The 14,638-nt window shown below is 37.7% G+C and carries 17 protein-coding genes; 9 read left to right on the top strand and 8 right to left on the bottom strand.

Translation table 11 applies throughout. The features are described 5' to 3' along the window. The first annotated feature begins 4 nt into the window (after positions 1-4). Positions 5-1,009 carry an NAD(P)/FAD-dependent oxidoreductase gene (locus VBD025_RS17220; RefSeq protein WP_430787725.1) on the top strand — a complete coding sequence of 335 codons (1,005 nt, stop codon included), beginning with the start codon at positions 5-7 and terminating at the stop codon, positions 1,007-1,009. A 100-nt stretch (positions 1,010-1,109) separates the two neighbouring features. Beyond that, entirely contained in the window at positions 1,110-2,606 is a 1,497-nt protein-coding gene (locus VBD025_RS17215) for an alpha-amylase family glycosyl hydrolase (protein ID WP_430787723.1), read from the top strand. A 1,161-nt stretch (positions 2,607-3,767) separates the two neighbouring features. On the opposite strand, the gene VBD025_RS17210 is transcribed toward VBD025_RS17215, so the two are convergent. The 3 genes from VBD025_RS17210 to VBD025_RS17200 all read right to left on the bottom strand — a co-directional run bounded on the left by VBD025_RS17210 (position 3,768) and on the right by VBD025_RS17200 (position 7,665). Beyond that, positions 3,768-4,634 carry an SDR family oxidoreductase gene (locus VBD025_RS17210; RefSeq protein ID WP_430787721.1) on the bottom strand — a complete coding sequence of 289 codons (867 nt, stop codon included), beginning with the start codon at positions 4,632-4,634 and terminating at the stop codon, positions 3,768-3,770. A gap of 54 nt (positions 4,635-4,688) precedes the next feature. After that, positions 4,689-6,608 carry a beta-propeller domain-containing protein gene (locus tag VBD025_RS17205; protein ID WP_430787719.1) on the bottom strand — a complete coding sequence of 640 codons (1,920 nt, stop codon included), beginning with the start codon at positions 6,606-6,608 and terminating at the stop codon, positions 4,689-4,691. A gap of 196 nt (positions 6,609-6,804) precedes the next feature. Next, the gene (locus VBD025_RS17200; protein ID WP_430787717.1) at positions 6,805-7,665 is read right to left on the bottom strand and encodes a DegV family protein; all 861 of its coding nucleotides are present in this window, start codon (positions 7,663-7,665) and stop codon (positions 6,805-6,807) included. Positions 7,666-7,808: 143 nt separating this feature from the next. On the opposite strand from VBD025_RS17200, the gene VBD025_RS17195 reads away from it, so the two are divergent. After that, complete coding sequence (locus VBD025_RS17195) at positions 7,809-8,657, top strand: YitT family protein (RefSeq protein WP_430787715.1); 849 nt, start codon at positions 7,809-7,811, stop codon at positions 8,655-8,657. A 98-nt stretch (positions 8,658-8,755) separates the two neighbouring features. Here the strand turns inward: VBD025_RS17195 and VBD025_RS17190 are convergent, their stop codons facing one another. Both VBD025_RS17190 and VBD025_RS17185 read right to left on the bottom strand, forming a co-directional pair. Further along, entirely contained in the window at positions 8,756-9,019 is a 264-nt protein-coding gene (locus VBD025_RS17190; RefSeq protein ID WP_430787713.1) for a NifU N-terminal domain-containing protein, read from the bottom strand. 112 nt (positions 9,020-9,131) lie between these two features. Beyond that, entirely contained in the window at positions 9,132-9,491 is a 360-nt protein-coding gene (locus tag VBD025_RS17185) for a winged helix-turn-helix transcriptional regulator (protein ID WP_430787711.1), read from the bottom strand. 282 nt (positions 9,492-9,773) lie between these two features. Here VBD025_RS17185 and VBD025_RS17180 point away from each other — a divergent pair, with 282 nt between their 5' ends. Beyond that, complete coding sequence (locus tag VBD025_RS17180) at positions 9,774-10,217, top strand: anti-sigma regulatory factor (RefSeq protein WP_430787709.1); 444 nt, start codon at positions 9,774-9,776, stop codon at positions 10,215-10,217. A 154-nt stretch (positions 10,218-10,371) separates the two neighbouring features. Here the strand turns inward: VBD025_RS17180 and VBD025_RS17175 are convergent, their stop codons facing one another. From VBD025_RS17175 to VBD025_RS17165, 3 genes are all read right to left on the bottom strand, one after another. Further along, positions 10,372-10,566: a DUF3813 domain-containing protein gene (locus tag VBD025_RS17175; protein ID WP_430787707.1), complete on the bottom strand. Its 195-nt coding sequence runs from the start codon at positions 10,564-10,566 to the stop codon at positions 10,372-10,374. After that, positions 10,567-10,716, bottom strand: coding sequence for a hypothetical protein (locus tag VBD025_RS17170; protein ID WP_430787705.1), 150 nt, complete (start codon positions 10,714-10,716; stop codon positions 10,567-10,569). Positions 10,717-10,819: 103 nt separating this feature from the next. Continuing rightward, positions 10,820-11,653: a Cof-type HAD-IIB family hydrolase gene (locus VBD025_RS17165; protein WP_430787703.1), complete on the bottom strand. Its 834-nt coding sequence runs from the start codon at positions 11,651-11,653 to the stop codon at positions 10,820-10,822. Between the two features lie 135 nt (positions 11,654-11,788). On the opposite strand from VBD025_RS17165, the gene yjfP reads away from it, so the two are divergent. The 5 genes from yjfP (at position 11,789) to moaD (ending at position 14,623) form a co-directional block, all read left to right on the top strand. Beyond that, the gene (gene yjfP, locus VBD025_RS17160; RefSeq protein WP_430787701.1) at positions 11,789-12,550 is read left to right on the top strand and encodes an esterase; all 762 of its coding nucleotides are present in this window, start codon (positions 11,789-11,791) and stop codon (positions 12,548-12,550) included. Between the two features lie 68 nt (positions 12,551-12,618). Beyond that, positions 12,619-12,930 (top strand): metal-sulfur cluster assembly factor, encoded by a 312-nt coding sequence (locus VBD025_RS17155; protein WP_430787699.1) that lies wholly within the window; start codon positions 12,619-12,621, stop codon positions 12,928-12,930. 494 nt (positions 12,931-13,424) lie between these two features. Then, a complete protein-coding gene (mobB, locus tag VBD025_RS17150) occupies positions 13,425-13,913 on the top strand; it encodes a molybdopterin-guanine dinucleotide biosynthesis protein B (protein WP_430787697.1) in 489 nt (162 codons plus the stop codon). A 10-nt stretch (positions 13,914-13,923) separates the two neighbouring features. Further along, positions 13,924-14,397: a molybdenum cofactor biosynthesis protein MoaE gene (locus VBD025_RS17145; protein ID WP_430787695.1), complete on the top strand. Its 474-nt coding sequence runs from the start codon at positions 13,924-13,926 to the stop codon at positions 14,395-14,397. Then, positions 14,390-14,623, top strand: coding sequence for a molybdopterin converting factor subunit 1 (moaD, locus tag VBD025_RS17140; RefSeq protein ID WP_430787693.1), 234 nt, complete (start codon positions 14,390-14,392; stop codon positions 14,621-14,623). Before VBD025_RS17145 ends, moaD begins: the two co-directional genes overlap by 8 nt. The last annotated feature ends 15 nt before the right edge of the window (positions 14,624-14,638 follow it).

Genomic DNA, 14,638 nt, shown 5'->3' with positions numbered 1-14,638 from the left:
TAATATGGATAATAAACTTGAGTTATACGATGTTACGATTATTGGCGGAGGACCAGCAGGATTATTTTCTGCTTTTTATAGTGGCATGCGGGAAATGAAAACAAAAGTAATTGAGTATCTTCCTTTTTTAGGTGGAAAAATACCTTATTTTTATCCGGATAAAGTGATCCGGGATATTGGTGGGATTCATGCCATTACCGGTTCTAAATTAACTGAGCAGCTAACCGAACAAGCGAAAACGTTTGACCCAACTATTGTGTTGGAAAGACAGGTCGAGAGGCTAGAAAAGCTTGACAACGGAAACTTCATACTGACAGATAATATGGGTGACAGACATTATACTAGAACAGTGGTAATCGCTACAGGTTTCGGTTCATTAAAATCGGTTGAGCTTACACTACCAAACGCTTCGCAGTACAAAAACAAAAACTTGCATTACTTTGTTCAGGAACTGGAACATTTCAGAGATAAGCAGGTCGTAATTTCCGGTGGAGGAAATTCTGCTATTGACTGGGCAAACGAGTTGGAGTCAATTGCAAAAAGTGTCACACTCCTATATCGGAAACAGGAATTTAGTGGTCTGGAAAGTAATGTTACCAGGATGAAAAACTCGACAGTAACCATTCATACACCTTACGTCATTGCTGAATTAATTGGAGACGACCACCACATTTCTTCGATAACAGCAAAAAATATCCAGTCTGGAAAAGCTAAATCGATTGAACTGGATGAACTGATTGTTAACCATGGTTTTGAAATTGATCTTGGTGATATGGCTGAATGGGGAATGAAAATGAAGGACGGAACGATCGCGGTCGATGGCAATATGCAGACGAGCATCCCAGGAATTTATGCGGTTGGTGATATCGCTAATTCCCCAACAAAACTATCACTGATCGCCGGTGGATTTAACGAAGGGCCGCTTGCAATCAATTGTGCGAAACAGCACATCTCTCCTGAGCAGAATCTGGAGAAATTATACTCTACTAGTATGGACGTATTTGATTAATAAATATGTAGTATTTATAACAATCCTGCTAATTAGATTGACTATAAAGCAAAATACGGAATAATGAATAGTGTGAAATAACTAGTTGGAGGACGTATGTATGAAAAAAGCAATCATTTCTTCTTTTTTGATTTTACTGATGTCAGTAAGTGCAATCCCTGCCCAGGCAGAGGAACTGCCGATTAAAGAAGAAATTATTTATTCTATTATGGTTGATCGTTATAATAATGGTAATCAGACACTTGATGAGCAGGTTAATCTTGAAGACCCAAAGGCTTACTATGGCGGCGACATTCAAGGGATAACGAATAAACTTGACGAAATAAAGAAATACGGATTTACTACCATCTCTTTATCGCCAATAATGGCCAATGCTGCTGGTGGATACCATGGTTACTGGATTGAAGATTTGTTTAAAGTAGACGAACAATTTGGATCAATGGCAGACTTGAAAAAACTTGTAAAAGAGGCACATAAACGGGATATGAAGGTAGTTCTTGAACTAGTTACGAACTTTGTGGCACCTAGCCACCCTTTGGCAAATGATCCTTCTAAAGCAGATTGGACAAAGGAAACGACTGTAGAGGACACCCTGTGGTTAGATAATACGCTTACACTAAATCAAGCGAACCCTGAAGTTAAAGAAATGCTTTTTAATGCAGCAACTTTCTGGCTTGAGGAAGCAAATATTGACGGCTACAAACTTCATGCGGTTGATCAGGCATCCCCGGCGTTTTTAACAGAATTGGCTGAACACGTTAAAACGGTAAAACCGGATGCTTACCTACTAGGTGGGGTATTAAAAAAAGACCAATTAAGTGAAGAACAACTGAATGCTGGAATACCGCTAATTGAATATCCTGCAATTCAGGAATCAATCGTTAATGTGTTCACAAATGTTGGAACTCCAGTGTCTGAACTTTATGAGACATGGGCGAATACGGGAAAGCGTGAAGGACTTGTCTACGTTGACAATGCTTACATGGAACGATTCACGCGTCAGATAGTTGAGGGTAAATTAAATCCGCAAACCACCTGGAAACTGGCTCTTGCTTATATGTATACGTCACCAGGTGTACCATTGGTTTTTCAAGGGTCTGAAGTACCAATGGATGGAAGGACCACTGAAGAGGTGTTGCAGTTAGTTCAATTTAATAGTGGTGATACGAAAGTTCGGGATTTTCTGGAAAAGATCTCAGCAATACGTACTCAATTTCCAGCACTTTCTCATGGTGATTTTAATTTAGTTGATTCTAATGGAGCAATGAGCGTATTTAAACGTACATACAAGGATGAAACAATGTTTATTGCGTTTAACAATGATACGGGGACCAAGGCGATTTCTGTAAGTGATGTGCCTGAGGGCAAGCAATTGAGCGGTCTGCTTGGTGATAATATTGTCCGTGAAAATGAGCAGGATGAATATAAAATTGCACTGGATCGTGAAACCGTTGAAATTTATATTGTGGAAGAAGATCATGGATTAAATTGGATTTATATTAGTATGGTTATTAGTATCTTTGTTTTATTTGTTGGCGGTATTATGATTTTAAGTTATAAGCAGAAAAAAAGAGAACGAAAAAGCAAGAGCCTGTAACAGTCAGAGCTTGTAAAGAAACCATTTGTTTTTTTACAAGCTTTTTTTAATAGATAAGAATGTATAAATCCAAGCCTTGGCGATAAGTCAATTTTTCTAATAACTCAACTTTCGCACATAAAAAAGTTAAGTTCTTGGAGTCTTGAAATATGTTACTTAACGAGATATACAAATACGTCTTTTTCTAAAACATGCTATTAGTTACTTATTTCGTAGTTGATGGAAACTGCGAACTAACTTACCACCTTGAGAATGCTGCGAAATGATAGAAACGAGATTTCCGCTGCTGGCAGTGTACTGAAAAAGTTACACGAAATACGGACTTTGTGGATCTGCAATCGCATCTTCGAATGTACTTCGCTTTCCGTGGGCGAGTGGTGAGCCTCCTTGGACTGGCGTCCTTCGGGGTCTCACCGATCTCTTACTTCCCACAGGAGTCTTCGTATATTCGAAGATGCTAGGTTAAAGTGGAGTAATATTTTTTTAAAAATCTATCACTTTTTCAGTTACATATTAGCGCACCCTAGGGCATTACCTATAACTGTGTTTTCTAGCAAGAGTCTACTGACATCAGTAAAAATCTCATTAATAGATAGAGTTGATGTCTATTTTTTGTTAAGCCCTTGTTATTGTTTACACAACAGCAGTGAAGGAAAAATGCCGAGGCACTAGCAACTGAAAAAGGATAGATATTAAAAATTTCACTTTCGCACATCAATCCAGCATCATCGAATTCACGAGACTCCTGTGGGAACAGCGCGAGCTGAAGATCCCGCAGGAAAGCGGTTTTTGCTTATCCGAGGAAGCTGTAGCCGTGCCCACGGAAAGCGAAGTGAATTCGATGATGCGATCGCAGATCCTCTTATTTTGTACTTCATGTTACTTTTTCAGCATTCCTTCGGAATGATTCTTACGGCAACTACTTCACAGTATAGAGATTTTGTGTCACTACGAAAAAGGATTGTGAGATATTCAACTGTTTCTGGGAGAATCACCTAATTTTTATTCTGTGATAATTGAGTTATACGTATAAAGCGATCTAAAGAAGAGAAATAGCATAGCCAGCAAAAATCCGAACAGATCATATAGATCGTTCGGATTATGCTGTAAACAATATACTTTTGTCACTGTTCTTTGATGATTTATTCGGTGAATACGCTATTAACCGTTTACGATTATTCCGCCATTGACATGAATCATTTGTCCTGTCACATAGCTGGAGTCGCTGCTTGCCAGGTACACGAACGCTGGAGCAAGTTCGCTTGGTTGTCCTGGCCGTTTCATTGGTGTATTTCCTCCAAATGAGCCAACCTTGTCTTCGCCAAAAGTAGAAGGAATGAGAGGGGTCCAGATTGGTCCTGGAGCTACCGCATTAACCCGAATTCCTTTTTGAACAAGCGATTGCGAAAGTGACCTGGTGAACCCTGTAATAGCACCTTTAGTCGATGAATAGTCGATTAAATCTTCGCTACCCTGATATGCAGTTATAGAAGATGTGTTAATAATCGAGCTGCCTTCGCCTAAATAAGGCAAAAGTGCCTTAGTCATTAAAAATGTGCCAAAGACGTTCGTGCGGAAGGTTTTCTCCAGCTGTTCTGATGTTATATCCATAAAGTCACCTTTTGGATGCTGCTCTGCTGCATTATTAATTAAGATATCCACTTGCTTATAATGTTCGATCGTTTGGATTGCAACGGTCTCACAAAATGATTGATTTCCTACGTCACCACTTAAGAGGAGACATTTTCTTCCTTCTGATTCGACTAATCGTTTTGTTTCTTTTGCATCGTCGTGTTCATTCAAGTAAACAATTGCAACATCTGCGCCTTCTTTTGCGTAATGAATACTAATTGCCCGGCCAATTCCACTATCGCCACCGGTAATTACTGCAACTTTTCCTTCTAATTTATTGGCTGGTCTGTAATTATCATCAATATATGTTGGCTCAGGTGTCATCTCTGACTCTTTTCCTGGTTGTCTATTCTGATGCTGTTTTGGCGGTGTTTGCGTTTCATTAGGATTCGTCATACTATCTCTCCTCCTCAAAATTGTTATGTGTTACAATACCCGGAAAAATTTTATTCAATCATGTAAATCTTTTATTGTTGGCAATTCAATTGTTTCCACAACTTCCTCTGTCTTTATATTGTATACACTCATTTGATTAAGAGAGAATGTATACAAATAATCTTCTGCAGAAACCATACGCTTTACTTCTGACTCCCAGTCAGGCTGCTTAACGTTTACATCCTGATGGGTGATGGAATCTTTCAATTCGATACCTGTTTCGGGGGTTATTGTGTATAGAAAAGCACCTTCATAACTAAATGATTGATCTCGCATAACGACATCACCCTGCTGTAAAGTCTTAGAGTCATAAAGCGTCGCAGGGAACCCGAATAAGTTCGCGGAAGGATGTTTGTATAAAGCATGGTGATTATGCGTTACTTCCGAATACGAACCGGCATCGCCAATTATTTCATTATCTATTTCAACAGGATGTGATAAATTACTAACATCAAATAAGGAAATCTTTAAACCATTTACTTGAACTTGAGGTTCGTTTGATAATTTTGATTTAACGATTTCCGTTTCCTGGCCGAATCCAATTAGGTAATCTTCGTTAAGTGGATGCAGATAATTACTAAATCCAGGTATTTTCAGTTTCCCCAATACTTCTGGTATTTTTGGATTTTTTAAATCTATTACAAACAGTGGGTCGACTTGTTTAAAAGTAACCATATATGCTATTTCATTCATGAAGCGAATACTGTAAATTTGCTCACCTTCAGCGAGATTTTCTATTTTTCCGAGAGATTTCATTGATTGGTCAAATGTATATACATTATTAGTGGTAGGTTCTTTCTGACCGGGATTACCGCTGGTTGTGGCAACGCGAAATGTATCCTGATATTCATCCATCGAAAACTGATTTAACATTCGGCCGTTTACTTCGGTGGATGCATTAAAGCTAATGCTCCCATCTTGTAGGTCAAATTGGAAAATTTGCGTATCTATATCTCCAACTGGCCGAGGCATTATCGTCGATGAATTATCCTTAGCTTGCTGCGTAGGTTTTTCAAGCTTATTAACGGCCAAGTACATATGTTTCTCGGACATATATAAATGATTGGTTGCGCCAAGGAATGCTTCAACCTTTGCAGGCTCGCTCATTTGTTTTAAGTCGATGGAAGCGGTAAGTAAAAAGCTATTTTCGTACGAATCCGGTAAATAATACATATCTTTGTATTCAACTGATTTAAAGGATTTCCCGACTGCAGTATCTTTTACTGTTGGTCGCAGTTCTTCATTTTTATTTTGTTCTTTATTTAAAATATGGACTGGTGGATAGCTATTTGCAATTAAGTAAACATGGCTATTTGATTTTCGTGAAGCAGATAGAGATCCATCAAAAGAAATTTCCCGAAGTTTTTTAGGGTTTTCAATAGTTGAAATGTCATAGAAATAAACGGTTGTTAGTCCAGTGGGCATAATCGCTAATTCTGCCCGAGGAGCAGGACTGTCCGTTGGTGAAGAAACGGGCTTACTGTATGACGTGCCAATTGCTATTAATATATCTTCTTCGAGAAATAATTCAGTCGGCCGAAATTTTTTCTCGTTGATAAGACTTTTTACATTGCTTTCCTTTTCATCGGCAGAAGCAATTACGATATCCGTATTCCGGGCAAAAAAGATGTGTTTCCCATTTGTTTTAATACGGTCACCTTCGTCTATTCCCTGTACCTGTACGTTGGTAGAAGATGCTTGTTGGTTTGTAGTTGAAAGTTCAGCAGAAGCAGTGTTTCCGGAAGCAAGCGATCTGTTCGCAGCGCGTTCCTGCAGTAAAGCAATTAGTTGGTTTCGGTCCGAGATAGCAGGTAATTCCTCCATAGATTCATTGTTAGTTGATGAGGTCAGGTTCCGTGGTTCTTCCTTTACTACCATAAAGACACAGATTGCAGCAATTACCGCAAGTCCACTTATAAGTAGTATTTTTTTCATTTCAATTCACCATCCTTTCTTTTTAAACTAGACGAACCTTATTGACATTTGTTACAGTAAAAACTTAGAAAACTTGGTTTATCGTAAGCCTTAATGGCGAAAACAATAGTTGCACGTAAGCAGTGAAAAATATTTATACTTTTTCAACTGCCAAATAAAAACTGGACTACCTATGGTAATCCAGTACATTAGTCCTTTATTTGTTGTCGTTGTTTAAAAAGAAAATTGCCAGCGATCCAGGTCCAGCATGCGCGCCGATCGCAGATCCTACCATTTCAATCTGAATGTCCTTAGGATTAAATTTTTCCTTAATTATTTCAGCGAGAGCGTTGGCATTCTCCAAATCATCGCCGTGGCTGATTCCGACAGTTTGATTGGTGAGGTCGGTCCCGCGTTCATTCATAATTTCAATAAGACGGTTCAACAATTTTTTGCTTCCGCGAATTTTTTCCAGTGGAACTAATTTACCATTCTCCACATGCAAAATGGGTTTGATTTTTAGCAATGTACCGACAAATGCCTGCGTCTTACTAACTCGTCCACCACGATATAAGTACTCGAGGTCGTCCACGGTGAAAACATGTTCCATATGTGCAGCATGGTAAGTGGCAATATCCAGGATTTCTTCGAGTGCTGCGCCATTTTTCGCAAGTTGTGCAGCACGAAGGACGACTAATCCAAGACCAAGTGAAACGCATTTCGTATCTATTATATGGAGTGGGGCGTCAGGGTGTTCTTCTTTAATTTCCTGTTCGACAATTTTAGCTGCCTGATAGGTGCCCGAAAGATCTGATGAAAGTGCAATATAAACGAATGGTTGATTTGTTTCAACACATTTTGTGAAAATAGATTTGAATGCTTGTTGCGATGCTTGTGCCGTTTTTGGACTTTTACCGTCTCGCATAGTGTCATATAGCATTTTTGGTGTTATGGTTAAACCATCTTCATATTCTTTTTCGTCAAGTTGAACAGTTAATGGTACCATTTCAATATCAAATTCGTTATAATGGGATTTTGACAAATCACATGCTGAATCAGCGACTATTTTTACAGTCATTTGACCACCTTCATTTCTTAAATTTTCTATTTCTTTTTAGTTTAAGGCTAGAATGGAGGATAGTCAAAGTATATTTACCAAATATTATTAACAATAATGAAGTAAATGTACAATTACAAAATTTCTCTTGAAGGAGGTACCTAATGTTTTTATTTGAAACTAAACGTATATTTATTGTTATATTCGGTTCACTGCTTAATGCAATTTCGCTAAATTTCTTTCTCATTGGAGCAAATGTATATGCAAGTGGTTTTACCGGGTTTGCACAACTTGCCTCCAGTGTTTTTAATGATATTCTCGGTATTGGCGTAAGCACTGGTTTACTCTTATTTCTCTTAAACATTCCAGTTGCAGTATTAGGCTGGTTTAAAGTTGGCAAAGGATTTACGGTTTATAGTGGAATATCGGTGCTGTTTATGACCATATTTTTAACTGTTTTACCTGTAGTCGAATTGTCACAAGACATTATTCTAAACGCCGTGTTCGGGGGAGTTATCGGTGGTGCTGGTGTAGGTATTACACTTAAGCTTGGTGCTTCCACAGGGGGAATGGATATCGTGGCAATGGTACTTTCTCGAATGAAAGACAAACCAATTGGAACTTATTTTCTATTATTAAATACGTTAATCATTGCGATGGCAGGTGTCTTATATGAACCAGAAAACGCTTTATATACGATGCTTACACTATATGTTACAACACGCGTAATCGACGCGATTCATACACGTCACGAGAAGATTACCGCGATGATCATCACGCACAAAGCGGACGAACTGCAGCGTGCTATTCATAATAAAATGGTGCGTGGAATTACGATTATTCCGGCTAAAGGTGCATATACAAAAGAAGATAAGAATATGATGTACCTTGTTATTACTCGTTATGAGTTATATGATTTAGAAAGAATAATCGGTGAAATAGATCCGAACGCATTTACCAATATTGTTCAAACTACAGGCATTTTCGGATTCTTTAGACGCGATCATGTATAAAATAAAAATCGTTCCTTTGAGGGGAACGATTTTTTTTATGTCTACAAAATTTACACATGAGCATAGAAAAAGACAGCAATTAAATGCTGTCTCTTAACTTAGTATCCGTATTGATTAATAACTTCTTGAACACGAGGAGAAAGGTTTTCCCACTCCGCGTCAAATTGCTTGTTCACAGTAATAAAGTTCTGATAACCAAAAACGTTATCGACACCTTCAAGCTTCATTAAATCATTTAATATTGCGTGCTCACTCGTATCACCAGGCATGACTGAAATACTGTTGGTTCCTTCGAAAATCAGCTTATCTGTTGTGAATTTCAAAGCATTCGGATTCGGTGTTGATTCTGCTCTTACTCCCATTGACTGTACCTCCTATAAATCTGTTTCTAGGTCTATATTAGCACAAAAAACTCCACCAGAAAAATAAAGTAGTGTTTGGATACATACTTTATGTGGTGGATTCGTAAGTAAATTAATTAGCGGTCGGTTCCTTGTCTTTATCTGCATTATTCTTAGCATTATTCTTGGTAAGGATACCAGTATGATCTTTACCCCATTGATACAGTAATTGAAGGGTTGGTTCTAATTCTTTACCATAAGGGCTAAGTGTATATTCGACACGGGGAGGAACTTCCGGATGAGCAGTACGTTCAACTAATCCATCCTCTTCCAGTTCTCTTAATTGCTGTGTTAATACTTTTTGACTGACGTCCGGCAATAATCTTCTTAATTCGCCAAATCGCAATGTTTCATCGTGCAAATACCACAAAATTAGAGCTTTCCATTTTCCGCAAACGGCGTCTAATGCTATTCTCACTGGATGTTTCATCATATTCCCCCCATTAGTTACTTAAACGTAACCAACTAACTTGAAAGTACGTTCTTCCCAAATCAAGTTAATGAATTATAATTATACTATAAGGTCAAATGAAAAAGAAGATAAATTTACTTAACAGCTAAGAAAATATAAATCTTTTCTTACTGCATAAGTGCAACTAAGGCTTTCGCCATCAAGACTTGGCGAAAAGCCAAGTTTTCTAAAAATTATTACCAAACTTCGTCGTTACATTAATAATGAAGGGATGTTGAATAACTGAATACTGGAGAGTGAGTAATGCAAACGAACAACAAGTTGATAGTCAAAATAGAAAATGAACAGCATATTGTTCAAGCGAGATCAGCAACTCGAAATGTGGCGAGAGATCTAGGTTTTAATAAACTTGATGAAAATAGAATTACCACAGTTGTTTCAGAACTCGCAAGAAATATTTATTTGTACAGTGCGGATGGTTATATTCAGATTGAACCAATAGATTCTGGTCACATAAAAACTGTGGTTATAACTGCCAAGGATCAGGGTCCAGGAATTGAGGATATTAAAAAAGTAATGGAAGTTGGGTTCAGCACTTCAGGTGGATTGGGCGCAGGACTACCTGGCGTTAAAAGGTTAATGGATGAATTTAAAATTAATTCAGAAGTCGGTTTTGGTACGGAAATTGTGACAAAAAAATCGATACATGTCTTAAAACAAAAGTTTCATTACGAAATAAGGTCGTGAAACTGTAAAAAACCTACATTCCCTGTATGAAAAAGGAATATAGGTTAATAAAAATTTTTAATAACGGATCACTGCTGCATTAATTCCCGGAATAACATAAAAATTAATTAGGAAATCGTACGCATAGACAGTGAAAGAACAAGAACCTAGATGATTAATTAGATTGGTTTTTGGTTTGCAATTCCTGTTCTAACTGCTGCAGCTGTTGCTTTTCTTCAGGAGAACAGTCCGCATAGGCAGATTGAATAGCGTTGTGGGCTGCTTGTTTTTCTTGATCGCTGGTGTTTCCCTGCGTATTCTTTAGATTAGAAACAGCTTTTTTTGCTTGTTGAAAAAAATTATTTTCCATCTAAAACCCTCCTATTGTGTGGTTATCAGCTTCCTCACGTTTTCGCTCTTTATCACTGAAACGTGATTTGTAAGGAAAACGTTCGGCATGCTGCTTAACCGAAGTCGCACCTTGATGTGTAAAACGTTTTGATTTGCTTTGTTTGCTCAAAGTAAATCCCCCCAGGCAAAATAAGAAAGTGAACGCTTATTAGCGCTCACTTATAGTATGGTCGTTTATTTTTTTTATATAAATGGTAAATATCAGGGAAATGCTAACCCGTTTTAATTTGAAGCTTCAAATATTCTTCAAGAAAAATTCCGATTCCATCTTCTTCATTTGTATGCGTAACATGTTTCGCAACAGACTTTAATTCATCAATTGCGTTACCCATAGCTACGCCAACACCAGCATATTCAATCATTTCTAAATCATTATCTTCATCACCGAACGCAATTATTCGGTCTTGTGGGATATCAAAGTAATGTGCTACTTTTTGCAGTCCAACTGCTTTGTTCATCCCTTTTTTAACAATTTCGATGATATTCCATGGCGCACCCCATTTGCGATGCTCAATCAACTCAGCGTGAAATTCATTCAAATGGTCTCTGATTTCTTGGATGTTTTCTTCTTTAGGATGGATCAATAAAGATGTAGGATCTTCTTTTAATTGGTTTTTCAAACTGCCGATTGTGAATGGTGGATCATTTTGAGTGGATTGAAAAATGTTAATGATTTTTTCATTATACTGATCAAGGTAAACATCATCTTTCACTTCTGCCAATATGTTATGCACATTCATATCGTAACAGGCATCAATAATTTTGAGTGCTGTTCGAATTGGCATTGGGTTGTGTAATGCATCCCATTTGTGATCAGTAGGGTGATGAATTAATGCTCCATTAAAATTAACCATTGGCGTATCTAACCCTAACTTGTGATAGTAATTAATACTTGCACGGTGTGGTCTGCCAGTAGCAATGACGACGATGTGACCTGCGTCCATAGCCTTAAGTACTGTGCGTTTTGTCCGTTCACTTATTTCCTTATTGTCTGTTAATAGCGTGCCATCCAGGTCAAGTGCTATTAAATGTCGTTTATTTTCCATAATATTCACCTCATATTACATAAGTTTATATAGGAAAGACTTGTATGTAAAGCATTAAATTGTTTTTTACTTGCTTAAAATCCTTATTCAGTAATATGATGATATAAAGTAATTCTTAATAAGGAGAATTGTGCGATGATTGGAGTTATAAACCGTAAGTTTAACCAAATACCTGCGTTAGTCGTTGTAAAGGCAGACAAAGAAAAGGAACCATTGCCTGTTGTATTGTTTCATCATGGCTTTACCAGTGCGAAAGAGCACAATTTACCATTGGCATTTTTGCTTGCTGAAAAAGGGTTTCGTGTAGTTTTACCGGACAGCGAATACCATGGAGAACGTGAAATGGAAGTTCCAGCGCTTAAGAAGCAAATTTCTTTTTGGGATATTGTTATGCAAAATGTTCATGAAACAAAATATATTTATGATGTACTGCAGAAAGAAAAATTGCTGCTGGATGATCGTTTTGGCGTTGCCGGAACAAGCATGGGTGGCATTACTACATCTGCTGCATTAACCCAGTATCCATGGATAAAAGCTGCAGCTGTTTTGATGGGTTCTCCTAAGATAACAACGTATGCAAAGACGTTAGTTAATAGCTTTAAACGAATGGGAGATCTTCCTGTTACCGATGAAATGATTAATTACTTATTTGAATCATTAAAGCAATACGATTTATCAGAGCAAATGGATAAATTAAATAATCGACCACTGCTTTTTTGGCACGGGGAAGAAGATGCGGTTGTACCTTTTGATCATTCGTATACATTTTATGAAAAAGCGCAGCAATTATATTCGAATAAGGATGACATTCAATTTCTGAGCCAGCAAAACCAAGGGCACAAAGTTAGCCGATACGCAATTCTTGAAACGGTCAACTGGTTTGAAAAGCATTTGTAAGCTTATTATTTAAAAAATGATGGAAATGTGTTTAAATAATAATAGGAACTAATAGGGAGGTTAAAGTCATGGATGAAGCATTAAAAGATAATATGATTGGCGCACTTGAGAACGTAATTGACCCTGAGCTAGGGATAGATATAGTTAATCTTGGATTAATATATAATGTAGATTTGGAAGATGATGGTGTGTGTTTGGTTACGATGACATTAACAGCAATGGGATGCCCACTTGCTGCGCATATTGAACAAGATGTTAAGTCTGCATTATCAGATATTCCAGAGGTTAAAGAAGTGAAAGTTGAGATTGTTTGGAGTCCGCCATGGGGTAAGGATAAAATGTCCCGTTATGCTAAAATTGCATTAGGAATTCCTGATTGATGAGTGAAAAGGGTTGATTCAATACGAATCAGCCTTTTTTTTTAAAACGTGACGATTTTTTGGTCGCGGTAAAGTTACTTGTAGTATTAATTAGGCGGATCTACGATCGCATTGTCGGATCTACTTCGCGCACCTTAGGGCACGGCTTCAACTTCCTTGCCCCGGCAAGGGGTATGCCAACGTTGTCCGCAAAGGACGGTTTTAGTTGGCCCTCCTCCAAAGAACGCTTTCCTGCTTAGATCTTCAGCTCGCGCTGTTCCCGCAGGAGTCTTCGTATATTCGACAATACTAAGTTTAGGTGAAAAGATACATATTTAAAATCAATCACTTTTTCAGTTGCCGCTTTGGGTTTTACTAGACAATATTTAAAAGTGAGTAAGTGTGGGTATCGCACTTGTGTCCGGAGTGGGAAAGGGTGTATCGTTTCTGTTATTGTGTTAAGCATTCATTTAGCGAACGGGTTTTTCTTTAATATAGTGAATTGGGGGTTGTGTATGACTAAGGTTATTCAGATAGTTGGTTATAAGGATTCGGGGAAAACAACGCTTATGAATTTGCTTATCCAGCATTTTTCACAGGAAATGAAGGTCGGAAGCTTGAAGCATCATGGGCATGGTGGTGAAATTGAGCTGATTCAGGAAACTGACAGCACATCAAATTTTGAAGCGGGATCTTCTATTAGTGGAGTAGAGGGTGAATCCATAACCCAGCTAACTTTAGATAATATCCCTTTTGAAGAATTAATCGATCTTTATACATATCTTTCTGTGGACCTTTTGCTTATTGAAGGTTACAAGCATGCAAATTATCCGAAAATAGTGCTATTGAAAAATAACGAGGAAATATCGCTTTTACAGCAACTTTCCAATATAATTGCAGTGGGCACGGATGATTTTTTTATAGAGACAGATTACCCTACGTTTAACAGCAGAACAGTGGATAGTGAAATTAAAAGAATAGCGTCCTACATAGCAAACAATTGAGGGTGATATAATGAACAAGAAGTATCAAATTACAAATGACCCAATAGATATAAACAACTGTGTAAGTCAGGTGACACGTGCCGAAGCGGGTGCCATCAATACGTTTATTGGAACGGTTCGTGAATTTACAAAAGGGAAGCGAACATTATATTTAGAATATCAAGCCTACACCGCAATGGCTGAAAAAAAGCTCCAGCAAATTGGTGATGAAATCGGTGATAAATGGGAAAATACAGAAACTGCCATTATACATAGGATTGGCCGACTTGAAATTTCGGATATCGCCGTAGTAATTGCAGTTTCAACTCCACATCGTAACGATGCGTTTGAAGCAAGTCGTTATGCGATCGAACGAATTAAAGAAATCGTACCGATCTGGAAAAAAGAACATTGGGAAGATGGAACATTGTGGATGGGTGATCAAAAAGAAAATACTTCTTATAAAGAAAATATGCCGAATGAGGAGGATATGCTTAATGATTGAGGTATTATTTTTTGCTGAACTCCAGGAATCTGCTGGAAAAGAAAAAATTACAGTAGACGCGGATAACATTACAATTAATGAGTTAAAAGCTATACACTTACGTTCGTATCAGTTAGAAAACATTGATCAGGCAATGACTGCAATTAACGAAGAATATGCAGATGAAAACAGTGTTGTTAAAAGCGGTGATATTGTAGCATTTATACCACCTGTCAGCGGTGGATAAAATAAAAATTCTAGC

It is taken from the genome of Virgibacillus flavescens, from assembly GCF_050574275.1.
Taxonomy (GTDB): Bacteria; Bacillota; Bacilli; order Bacillales; family Amphibacillaceae; genus Virgibacillus_F; species Virgibacillus_F flavescens.
The sequence above is the reverse complement of the archived record's forward strand: the minus strand, read 5'-3'. Positions and strand labels throughout refer to the sequence as shown.